The sequence below is a fragment of the Halalkalibaculum sp. DA384 genome (assembly GCF_043951955.1).
GTDB lineage: Bacteria > Bacteroidota > Rhodothermia > Balneolales > Balneolaceae > JAMQKA01.
The window spans coordinates 1-11,745 of record NZ_JBINJE010000016.1; the positions used below are offsets into that span (position 1 = coordinate 1).

The window sequence follows — 11,745 nt, forward strand, 5'->3', positions numbered from 1 at the left end:
TAAGTTTATGTTGCGCAACGACTTAAATATACTGAATCTTCCGCTTTTTTATTCGAAATAAGTACTTTTCTTATCTCGAACTCACGTTAAATAGGAAAATATCAAAAAAAAGAGCATATGGATAGTTCAGTAGATCGCCGGGATTTTATTAAGATGGCCGCTTCAGCGGGACTCGGGCTAAGTTTGCAGGGACCGGCTTCCCTGTGGCGGGATCGATCGTCCCGGGCAGAGATGAAAGTCGGAATTATTGGCCTTGATACTTCTCACAGCATTGCTTTCACCAAAGCCCTGAACGACCCGAATGTAGCTCCCGACCTGGCTGGGTTTCCCGTTGTAGCCGCCTACCCGAAAGGGAGTTTGCGAATTGAATCGAGCTACAGCAGAATTCCGAAGTATACCGAACAGGTAAAAGAGATGGGAGTCGAAATTGTCGATTCGATTGATGAGCTCCTCGACAAGGTCGACGCCGTCTTGCTGGAGACCAATGACGGGAACCGCCACCTGGAACAGGCGATTCCCGTTTTTATGTCGGGCAAGCCGGTTTTTATTGACAAGCCGATAGCGGGTTCACTGTCTGACGCCATAGCTATTTTTGAAGCTTCCGAGCGATATAATGTTCCCACCTTCTGTTCCTCTTCCCTCCGATATATGGAAAACGCCCAGGCGATAAGAAACGGGGAGCTGATAGGCAAGGTTACCGGTGCGGATACCTACAGTCCCGCTCTCCTGGAAAAGACGCATCCTGATCTTTTTTGGTACGGCATTCACGGAGTGGAAACACTTTTTACCGTCATGGGAACAGGATGCGAGAGCGTAGTCCGCAAGCACACCGCTGACACCGATGTGGTGGTCGGAACCTGGGAAGACGGTCGCATCGGTACATTTCGTGGACGCAGGTCGGGACAGCACAGCTATGGAGGAACGGCGTTTGGCGAGGAGGGAGAAGCCCAGGTGGGTCCCTACAGGGGATACCGGCCACTCCTGGTCAAAATCGTGGAGTTCTTTCGCACGGGCGTTCCCCCGGTCGGCAAAGAGGAGATCCTGGAAATTTATACTTTTATGGAGGCGGCCGATGAGAGCAAGCGCCGCGGTGGGGAAGAGGTGAGGCTGGATGAAGTGTTCCGGAACGCCGGCGGCTGACAGGGCTGAAGTTGCATGTGGTGGCGAACGACCTCTTTTGTTCTCACGGAACTGTACTGGTCTGCCCGATCATCCAGCGAAGGCCGCACCATCTCTGCAAAGATTACACTAATAATCTCGGTATCTGCCTCGAACGGCAGGGGTTGCCGGGAAAATTTTTTTGAAAATGTGCAATCGATTGCATTTATTGCTTGTGGGCAACGGATGTAAAACGGGATTAACGGGATACACCTTGCCATCCAAATGGATCTGAAAACATCAAAATAGTAGTCGAAACTAATATATCGGTATGCGTATCTTAAAAATAATGCTTTCTTTTCTTATAGTAGTCTTTCTGGTATTTCCACAAACCCTGTTGGCCCAGGAGGAGTGGACTCCTCTTTTTGATGGGGAAACGCTGAATGGGTGGACGCAGAAGGGTGGTGATGCACCCTACACCGTGGAAGATGGTGCGATAGTAGGAGAAACAATTCCGAACAACGATAATTCCTTTTTGACCACCGACAAAACGTATGGAGACTTTATTCTGGAGTTTGAGGTATGGGTGAATCCCCATATTAACAGCGGAGTTCAAATCCGGAGCCTGAGCAAAGAATCGTACAGAGATGGCCGGGTGCACGGGTACCAGGTAGAGCTGGATCCCTCGGATCGCGCCTGGACCGGCGGAATTTACGATGAAGCGCGGCGTGGATGGCTGTATCCGATAACACAGAGTGAGAAATCGCAAAGTGCATTCCGCAACGGGCAGTGGAATAAAGTCAGGGTTGAAGCGATCGGTTCAACCATTAATACCTGGGTGAACGGCGTGCAGTGTGCCCGCCTGGTGGATGATATGACCGCCGAGGGTTTTATCGCACTGCAGGTTCATTTTCCCTGGCAGGACCAAATGGTTGGCGGTAAGGTAAAATGGCGTGATATCAGGATCCTTACGGAAAATCTTGAAGCACACCGTACGACCCCGGATCCGCAGGTTCCGGAGATCAGTTACCTGAAAAATGAATTAACCGAGTTGGAGAAACGCCGCGGATGGCGCCTGCTGTGGGACGGAAAAACAAGTGACGGCTGGCGTGGAGCCAAACTCGATCATTTCCCGGAAAGCGGCTGGGAGATTGAGGATGGAGTGCTCACGGTACAGGAGACCGACGGCGGCGAAGCCACGGGCCCCGGCGATATCGTTACCCGCAACCAGTTCAGCGATTTTGAGCTGGAGCTCGAGTTCAAGATTACCGAGGGCGCCAACAGCGGCATCAAATATTTTGTCGACCCGGGGCTGAACCAGGGACCCGGATCAGCTATTGGAACAGAATTTCAAATTCTCGATGATGAGAACCACCCGGATGCTAACCAGGGCGTCGCCGGGAATCGACAGGTGGGTTCCCTGTACGACCTGATTGCCGCGGAGAACTTGTCCGCTCCCAGCAGAAGCAAGCCGTTTAATGGGGTGGGGCGCTGGAACAAAGCCCGAATTGTTTCCAAAGACGGTCATGTGGAACACTGGTTGAACAATCAAAAAGTGGTCGAATATGACCGGTTTTCCCAGATGTTTGCTGCACTGGTGGCCTACAGCAAATATGAGAAATGGGAAGGATTCGGTCGCTGGCCGCAGGGACATCTGCTGCTGCAGGATCACGGAAATGAAGTGAGCTTTCGAAGCATCAAAGTTCGAGAACTGTAAACCACAATACGTTAACACAAAACATACTGATTATGGGATCTAGAAAAGATTTTATCAAAAAAGCGACTTTTGGAGCCGGGGGACTGGCTCTCGGCATGTCAGCTAAAAGCTATGGCAGAGTTATTGGGGCCAATGATCGGATACGGGTGGCCTTTATGGGATGTGGCCGCAGGGTGGGAGCCTACTACGAGAGTTTGTCCGAGCCCTATAACACCGAACTGGCCTACATCTGCGATGTTAAAAAAAGCCAGCGAGACCGGGTGGCAAAAGACCTGGAGGGAGAACTCTCATATACTCCCAAACTGACCGACGACATCCGCGAAGTACATGAAGATCCCAATGTGGATGCCATCTTCAACGCCACTCCCGACCACTGGCACGCACCCGGGGCCGTAATGGCAATGAAGGCGGGCAAGCATGTGTATGTGGAAAAACCCTGCAGCCACAATCCCGCCGAGAGCGAGCTGTTGGTGGCTGCCCAGCAAAAATTTGACAAAGTTGTGCAGATGGGGAATCAACAGCGCTCGGCCGATCTTACGATCGAAATTATCAATGATATTCACAATGGTGCCATTGGCCGAGCCTACAAAGCGGTGGCCTTTTACAGCAACCAGCGCGGCAGAGTGACCAACCGCGTGCCGCAGGATCCCCCATCCGACCTGAACTGGGAGCTTTTCCAGGGGCCGGCCCCGCGCGAGGAATATCACCACAATACCTGGGACTATAACTGGCACTGGTACGGCTGGAAGTGGGGAACGGCCGAAACCGGAAACAACGCCACGCACGAGGTGGATGTCGCCCGCTGGGCACTCCAGGTAGACTATCCTGAATATGTCTACGTGGATGCCGCCAAGCAGCACTACCAGGACGACGGGTGGACCATGTACGATACCATGTACGCCACGTTTGAATTTCCGGATGAGAAGGTCATCAACTGGGATGGCAAAAGCCGCAATGGATTGAATACCTACGGCTCCGGACGGGGAACCATTATCTACGGAACCGAGGGATCGGTATTTGTTAACCGTTCCGGTTACCGGCTCTATGACCGCGGGGGCGAGTTGGTCAGAGAGCGCACATCCGACGGAAATGAGCAGGGAACAGCCCTGGGCGGCGGCGGAAGCATGTCGACCAAGCATATTGTTAACTTCCTGGATACGATCCGGGGAACGGCCTCCGAACAGAACTCCCCGATTGATGAGGGAGCAAAGAGCGTCCACTTGTGCCACCTGGCCAATATAGCCTATCGAGTAAACAAGTCGTTTGAGACCGATACCTCCACGGGCCGCATTTACGACCGGGACGCGATGGAACTCTGGAGCCGTGAATATGAACCCGGATGGGAACCAAAACTCTAAACCGGAACCTTCGTTATCGGAATGGTCATTGTCTTTTAACAGGGGCAATGGCCATTTTTGATATTATAGATATTTTCCCTGATCACAATCTTGTCAACTGATCGCTGTATGACGTATTAAAATATGCGGGGCCCGTGTAGTTATCGGTTGATTCGTGTGTTAGTCACTTGGGGAGGGTCACAAGTTATTTTCTGCCTTATAACCGGATAATCCAGGCGTATTACCTGAAAAATTTACCGCGTATCGTATTCCTGAATGTAATGGTAACAACACTGGCAGGGTTTCCTTTTATAGAGGATAACCTGTATTTCTAACAAGAATTTGTTTGGCTACTCCTAATGTCCTGATGTACATGAATTACGTCAATTTTAAGACCAGGAATGTTATAAAAGAGTGGAAATTCCCTTGAAAACCGCCTTTATTTTGTGTGCGGAAGGACAGTACGAAGTATTACTCAAATTCTAAAAAATGTTGATTGTCTTATGCAACTTACAACATACTCATTCGGAACAGGAGATCGATTTGCGCGTCAGGGCACTGCACAGTTGAATTCCGTCATCAAAGCCAGGGAGCAGGGCGTTCATATTTCCCCCGTTTGGAACAAGTCGTACCGCGAGCATCAAATTATCGGTACGTCGCCCCGGGAGGTGCGGGAGGAGGCAGACCAGGCGGTGGAAAAAGCGGGGTGGGAGGAGCCATATTTTGTGGATGCCGACCATATCGGCATGGACAATGTCGACTATTTTCTGGAATATTCCGATTTTTTTACAATTGACGTGGCTGACTATATCGGCAAGGGGACTGAAGTTGAAGCGGTGGATTCTTTTCTGGAGCTCCACCAGGATCTGATCGGTACAGTTAAAATCCGCGGCATTGGGGAGCCGTTTACCATTACAGAAGCAAAAATGCGCCAGGTAGTCTCCGATTTTTGGGAGGCGATTGCCGAGGTGGAGAAAGTGTATCTCTACATCCTTGAAAACAAGGATCAAAAACCTGTTATCGAGGTCTCCATGGATGAAGTGGAAACACCCCAGACGCCGGTGGAGCTGCTTCTGATTCTCCGAATGCTGGCAGATCGCAATATTAAGCTGGATACCATCGCCCTGAAGTTCTCCGGACGATTTAACAAAGGGGTGGACTACGTGGGCAATGTGGATCAGTTCGCCCGTGAATTTGAGCAGGATCTTCTGGTGATTGATCATGCGGTCCGGGAGTTTGGCCTGCCTGAGCAGCTCAAGCTGAGCGTGCATTCCGGCAGCGACAAGTTTTCACTCTACAAGCCTATGCACGATCTTATCATGAAACATGAAAAGGGACTTCACCTGAAAACGGCCGGTACAACCTGGCTGGAGGAGCTGATCGGGCTTGCGCTGGCCGGGAATGAGGCGGCCGATATCGTAAAGCAGATCTATCGCCGGGCGCTGGATCGATTCGAGGAGCTGACCGCTCCCTATGAAACGGTGATCGACATCTCACGGTCCGAACTCCCCGCCGCCGAGGAGGTAAGCAGCTGGAACGGCAATCATTTGGCAAATGCACTGCGCCACGACCCCTCACACCCGGATTTTAACTCCAGCTTCCGTCAGCTGCTCCACTGCGCCTACAAGATTGCGGGTGAAATGGGATCAGACTTTACTGATGCCCTGGAAGCTCATGAAGAAATCATTGGTGAAAATGTGACGTATAATCTCTTTAACCGGCACATCGCTCCCTTGTTTCTGGGCGAGCAATATTAACGAAGGCGGATCCCCTGACCGCTTCAAATATGGTAGCGCGGAATAGCTACCCGCGTTATTTTTTGATTTCGGTAAAAGGAATAAACTTGTGAAAATTTATACTCTCTTTATAAACAAGTAGTTAACTACTGGTAGTTGAAGTTCTAACCAAAAGTGATATCCAACAGTAAAAAGGTATCGGTATGTCCGATAAAATTACTCGAAAAGACTTTATTCTTAGAACAGGAGCTGCATTTACCGGGATAAGTGCTCTGGGTTATTCCTCTATACTTGGAGCAAATGACACGATAAATGTTGGTGTCATCGGAACCGGGAGCCGTGGTACCTACCTGGCCCAGGAAATCGCACAAACTTCTAATGTCCGATTGGTTGCCTGCTGCGATGTCCGCCAGGAAAATCTGGAGCGCGGCCTGAGTTATGCTGTCAACAACGCAAAGGGGTACACTGACTACCGCAAGATGCTTGAACACCCGGAACTGGATGCCGTGATCATTGCAACGCCGCTTTCTTTGCATTATGAAATGGCCCGGGATGCGGTAAATGCCGGCAAGCATGTGTATTGTGAAAAGACTATGACCTACGCCATTGAAGAGGCCCAGAAGCTGGCCGCCCAGGTTCAGGATTCATCATCAATATTCCAGGTTGGGTACCAGCACCGTCATAACCCCTTGTATCAACGAATATATGAGCTTGTCAATGATGGTTCGATAGGACCGATCTCTTACGTCAAATGTACATGGAACCGGAATGGCGACTGGCGGCGGCCGGTGCCGGATCCCTCGCTGGAGCGACTGATCAACTGGCGGATGTATCGCGAGTACTCCCAGGGTCTTATGGCGGAGCTCTGTTCTCATCAAATCGACATCGTCAACTGGGTGCTTGGAGAGGTTCCAGGCAGGGTGTCGGGCTTTGGAGGCATCGATTACTGGAAAGACGGGCGGGAAACCTATGACAATGTGCACACCATTTTTGATTATCCTTCCGGCGTCAAAGGAAAGTACACCGCCATTACCACCAATGCACACGAAGGCTATTCCATCCGGTTTTACGGTAAAAAGGCGATGATTGAAGTCAGGGATGTTTCGGGGCACCAGGCCAGCATCTACGCCGAACAGCAGGCCCGGCAGGCCCGTGCAGACGATAACCAGGCCGATGCCATAACGAAACCCACAAACAAAGCCTGGGAGCAGGGCGAGCCGATCCCCCTGAAGGTTGAAGGACAGGCCAACCAGGAGGCAGGAACCACACAAATGGCGCTTACCCACTTTGTGAAATGTATTATTGATAACAAACAACCGCTTTCAAATGTAATTAATGGACATGATTCCGCGATATGCGTAATAATGGCCAACAATGCCATGCGTAATGGCACCATCGAACCGTGGAAGGAAGAGTACGCGATTTAGCCTGCATTTTCCATGAGAATCATGTTAGATTTCTTGGTGAAAAATGCAGCCAGGTGTGGGGTTGTTGTAGGTGATAACGCGATTAAACAATTAAGGCGCTACAGCCGACGGCTGAGGCGCCTTCTTTTTTAGAAAATTAAGAAAATAAGTACTGGCGCAAGTGTGCCATTTTTGAATAATAGCACGAGCGAGACGCTTGCGCCAGTGGCAAAATTTATCCTACATTGAATTCACGACATTCTATTATTCTGCCGGTACAAGCGCCTGATAAACAGCACTCTCAAATGCCTCCCGAATGCCGCTTCCATAATAGGGAACGACCTGGATCATGAGCACGGTAACGAGATCTTCTTTGGGATCAACCTCGTAGTCGGTGCCATAGGCCCCGCTCCAGCCGAATGTGCCTGCGGATGTAAATCCATTGGCCCCGAGGCGATCGGTGGTCTCAAATCCGAGTCCAAATCCCATGCCCTCATCACTGAACAGATCACCTACTTGATTCGATGTCATCAGGGCTATGGTATGTGGCGACAGATATCGCTTCCCGTCGAGGGCACCGCCCCGTCGAATCATCTCTAGGAAGCGGGCGTAATCCCGTGCGGTTGAGAGCAGCCCGGCACCACCTGCAAAGCTGCGACGTGGTCCCTCAACATAGTTACCTTGTCCACGGGGACCATCAGGAGCACGCAGCACGCGGTTGGAACCCTCCGTTGGTGTATACACCGTCGCCAGCCGCTCCTCTTTTTCCGGGGGCAGGAAGAAATGCGTATCCTCCATTCCAAGCGGACCGCTAATGCGTTGTAGGAAAAATTGGTCGAGTGGCAGGCCGCTGACCCGCTCAACCACACATCCCAGGATATCCGTGTTGTATCCATATACCCAGTCGGAGCCCGGTTGAGCCACGAATGGCAGAGTGCCGAGACGGTCCATCGTTTCGCAGATCGGTTCCTCGTCATCGGCCGTGTACCAGCCGTAGGTATCGCCATAGCCCAGCCCTTTTGCTTTATAAAGGTCGGCAACTAACGAACTGCCGCCATAAGAAATTCCGGATGTGTGCGTCAACAGATGCTCAATGGTAATTGGGCGGTTGGCGGGGACAATGGCTCGGCCGGTGTCGGTTTGTACGGCGACGGTCGAATTTACGAACGTGGGCATCCAGCGGCTTATTGGATCGTTGAGGTTGATTTTACCTTCTTCCACCAGCATGAGAATGGCCGCGCTGGTAATGGCCTTGGTTTGCGAGGCGATCCGGAAAATGGCATCGGTGCCCATCCGGCGATTGGATTCGCGGTCGGCCCACCCGGCGGCGTGTTCATATACAATTTCGCCATCCTGCATAACGAGGCCCACCACTCCGGCTACTCGCCCCTCGTCCACATAATGCTGCAGTACGGAATCAACCTGTGACAGCTGATCGGGATCAAGAACGTTACCCGAGGTCAGCGAATCATGGTATTGGGCCCAAGCCGTTCCCTGAGCTACCGTCAAAAAGAGCAAGAAGGTCCCAAGCAGGAGCAATGAGGAAGATTGAATCAGACGTTTTGGATGCATGACATAAATATAGTTTGATTACTTCGAACCATAGCATAGACTGAACTCAAATAAGTTGTGACGTTATTTTACGCCAGTCCAAACAATTGTGGCAGCCACAGGCTCAGGGCCGGCCAGAAGGTAACCAGCAGCAGGGCGATAATCATGGCCACGAAAAGCGGTAGTAATGGTTTTATCACTTTTGGAATAGTCGTTCCCGCTACGCTTACGCCCACGAACAGCAGTGTACCCACAGGCGGAGTACAGATACCGATGCAGAGATTCAGTACCATCATAATGCCGAAGTGAACGGGGTCCATGCCCAGCTCCGTGACGATAGGCAGGAAGATGGGCGTAAAGATCAGTACCGCCGGGGTCATATCCATGAACATACCCACGAACAACAAGATCATGTTAATAAGAAGGAGAATCACGACCGGGCTGTCACTCAGAGAAAGAATGCCGTTACTGATGGCCTGTGGAATGCTTTCAAATGACATAACCCAGGACATGCTGACCGATGTAGCAATCAGCAGCATTACGATGGAGGTGGTCTTTACCGCCCCCAGCAGAATATCCGGTAGGTTATTCATCGTTATTTCGTTGTAGTAATATCCAAGTACCAGGGTGTAAACCACGGCAATGGCGGCAGCCTCCGTTGCCGTAAATATACCGGCGATGATACCCCCGATTACGACTACCAGCAGAAAAAGGCTGGGGAACGCGCTCATAAATGATTGAATCAGTTCTTTAAAGGTACCTCGTTCCCCGACCGGGAAGTTTTTGCGCAGCGTCCATACTGCCGCCACGGCCATCAGCGAGAGCCCCACGAGAATACCAGGCAGATAGCCCGCCACAAACAGGGCGGCAATGGAGGTCCCCCCGCTTGCCAGGGAATAGACGATCAGCGTATTAGATGGTGGTATAATCAGCCCGGTCGTGGAAGCACTGATGTTGATTGCCGCTCCAAACTCTTTGGTATATCCCTCTTTTTCCATCCTGGGTCCCATAATACTGCCGATTGCCGAGGCCGCCGCTACGGAGGAGCCCGCAATGGCCCCAAAAAGCATGGCTGCAACCACGTTGATATGAGCGAGCCCTCCGGGCAGTGCTCCCACCACGTTTTTGGCAAATTCAATCAGCCGGGTGGCAATGCCGCCCTTGTTCATTAGTTGACCGGCCAATATGAAGAAGGGGATGGCAAGCAGCGTAAAGCTGTCCAGGCTGGTGACAAAGCGCTGGGCCATCGTCGTTAAAGCTGTAATGGTTTCAATACTCAGGAGGATGGTAAGCACGCCGGAGATACCCAGCGTCCAGGCTACGGGCACGCCTATGCCCAAAAGAACAACGAAGCTTAAAACGAGTACCAGAATTTCATACAGTTCCATAAGTTCCTATAGGTTTTCGATGTATTCGGCGGGTGTTTGAGTCAGAATTCGTTTAATATCGGAAAGCTTGTAGTACAGGATCAGCAATCCACTGATGGGCCCGATCGAGTAAACGTAGGCGATCGGTACCTGCAATGTGGAAGAAAGCTGTCCATATATGTGGGTGTAATAGACGAGTACACTGCCCCCGATCACCAGTACGGTGATAACAAAAAGGAGCACGACAGAATGGATAAAGATGGCCAGTTTTTTCTGCCCCGCGGGACTGAGCCTGTGCGAAAGCAGATCGATGGAGAGGTGCATATGCTGGCCGGAAGCGTAGGCTGCTCCCAAAAAACTGACCCAGATCAGCAGAAAGCGAGCCAGCTCATCCGTAAATATACTTGGAGAGCCGAGCACATAACGGGTAAACACCTGCCATACAACGTCTACCACCAGCAGGCCCATTAGAAATACGAGTGTGTATTTAGTGATGGTATCTACCGTGTCTCTCATTTTGTCTCCTGGGTATTTGCAGATTGAACCTGTTGACTGTCGGGCTGAATCTCCCTGATTTGTTCGACCATCTTGTAAAGTTCGGGATTTTGCTGGGCATATCGGTCGTAAACCGGTTGAACAGCCTCCTGAAATGGACCCTTGTCAGGACGAATAATTTCTACACCCGCTTCCGTCACAATATTCATCGCCTCCTCAACGGCTTCATCCCAGAGCACTTCCTGCCGGGCGGCCGACTCCTCCACGGCTTGAGAAAGCCACTTTTTTTCCTGGTCGGTCAGGTCGATCCACACATTGGTGCTGATCACCAGGAAGTCCGGGACCGAGGTGTGTTGGTCCAGCGAGTAGTAGTTACAGACCTCGTAGTGGCGGGCGGTATGGAAACTCGGCGGGTTGTTTTCAGCGCCGTCCACCACGCCGCTTTGCAGGGCGGTATATAGCTCACCATAGGCAAGGGGAGTGGGAGAGGCTCCGAGCGCCTGCATCGTTTGAATCGCCATCTGGCTTTCCTGCACGCGAATTTTCATACCATTCAGATCAGCTGGCTCCCGTACCGGTTTTTCCACCGTGTAAAAGCTTCGGAAGCCGGCATCGTAGTAGGTCAGGCCTTTCAACCCGTATTCGGCCCCCCGCTGCAGTATCTCCTGGCCGATAGGCGCATTCTGGACAGCCTTCAGGTGGGCTTCATTGCGGAACAGGTAGGGCAGGCTGAAGATCGTAACGGCAGGAACTATTTTGCCGAGTGCAGCGCCGGATATCTTGGTCATGCCCACGGTTCCGATCTGCACAAGCTCCAGCAATTCGCGTTCGGATCCCAGTTGCTGGTTGGGGTACATCTCGATCTTCAGCCTTCCGTCCGAAATTTCTTCAACCCGTTCATCCATGTAGGCCATCGCCTTGCTTACCGGATGCTCCAGGTGCATGGCGTGGGCCATAATTAGTGTTTTAGACCGGTCGGTAGCGGTATCGGATCGGCTGCACCCCCAAAAGAGTAGCAGGGCCATTGAAAATAATAAT

9 protein-coding genes are annotated in these 11,745 nt (G+C 51.5%); 5 read left to right on the forward strand and 4 right to left on the reverse strand.

Going from position 1 to position 11,745, the window contains the following annotated elements; translation table 11 throughout:
- The first annotated feature begins 117 nt into the window (after window positions 1–117).
- The 5 genes from ACG2E4_RS10530 to ACG2E4_RS10550 all read left to right on the forward strand — a co-directional run bounded on the left by ACG2E4_RS10530 (window position 118) and on the right by ACG2E4_RS10550 (window position 7,315).
- The gene (locus ACG2E4_RS10530) at window positions 118–1,140 is read left to right on the forward strand and encodes a Gfo/Idh/MocA family protein (RefSeq protein WP_395276511.1); all 1,023 of its coding nucleotides are present in this window, start codon (window positions 118–120) and stop codon (window positions 1,138–1,140) included.
- Window positions 1,141–1,429: 289 nt separating this feature from the next.
- Entirely contained in the window at window positions 1,430–2,815 is a 1,386-nt protein-coding gene (locus ACG2E4_RS10535; protein ID WP_395276512.1) for a DUF1080 domain-containing protein, read from the forward strand.
- A 32-nt stretch (window positions 2,816–2,847) separates the two neighbouring features.
- The gene (locus tag ACG2E4_RS10540) at window positions 2,848–4,173 is read left to right on the forward strand and encodes a Gfo/Idh/MocA family protein (RefSeq protein WP_395258755.1); all 1,326 of its coding nucleotides are present in this window, start codon (window positions 2,848–2,850) and stop codon (window positions 4,171–4,173) included.
- Window positions 4,174–4,655: 482 nt separating this feature from the next.
- Entirely contained in the window at window positions 4,656–5,909 is a 1,254-nt protein-coding gene (locus ACG2E4_RS10545) for a tagaturonate epimerase family protein (protein ID WP_395276513.1), read from the forward strand.
- A gap of 182 nt (window positions 5,910–6,091) precedes the next feature.
- Complete coding sequence (locus tag ACG2E4_RS10550) at window positions 6,092–7,315, forward strand: Gfo/Idh/MocA family protein (protein ID WP_395276514.1); 1,224 nt, start codon at window positions 6,092–6,094, stop codon at window positions 7,313–7,315.
- A 243-nt stretch (window positions 7,316–7,558) separates the two neighbouring features.
- Here the strand turns inward: ACG2E4_RS10550 and ACG2E4_RS10555 are convergent, their stop codons facing one another.
- The 4 genes from ACG2E4_RS10555 to ACG2E4_RS10570 all read right to left on the reverse strand — a co-directional run bounded on the left by ACG2E4_RS10555 (window position 7,559) and on the right by ACG2E4_RS10570 (window position 11,732).
- Window positions 7,559–8,866 carry a serine hydrolase domain-containing protein gene (locus tag ACG2E4_RS10555; protein WP_395276515.1) on the reverse strand — a complete coding sequence of 436 codons (1,308 nt, stop codon included), beginning with the start codon at window positions 8,864–8,866 and terminating at the stop codon, window positions 7,559–7,561.
- 68 nt (window positions 8,867–8,934) lie between these two features.
- Window positions 8,935–10,233 carry a TRAP transporter large permease gene (locus ACG2E4_RS10560; protein WP_395276516.1) on the reverse strand — a complete coding sequence of 433 codons (1,299 nt, stop codon included), beginning with the start codon at window positions 10,231–10,233 and terminating at the stop codon, window positions 8,935–8,937.
- A 6-nt stretch (window positions 10,234–10,239) separates the two neighbouring features.
- Window positions 10,240–10,728: a TRAP transporter small permease gene (locus ACG2E4_RS10565; protein WP_395276517.1), complete on the reverse strand. Its 489-nt coding sequence runs from the start codon at window positions 10,726–10,728 to the stop codon at window positions 10,240–10,242.
- Window positions 10,725–11,732, reverse strand: a complete 1,008-nt coding sequence (locus ACG2E4_RS10570) for a TRAP transporter substrate-binding protein (protein ID WP_395276518.1) — start codon at window positions 11,730–11,732, stop codon at window positions 10,725–10,727. The genes ACG2E4_RS10565 and ACG2E4_RS10570 overlap by 4 nt, the downstream gene beginning before the upstream one ends.
- Between the last annotated feature and the right edge of the window lie 13 nt (window positions 11,733–11,745).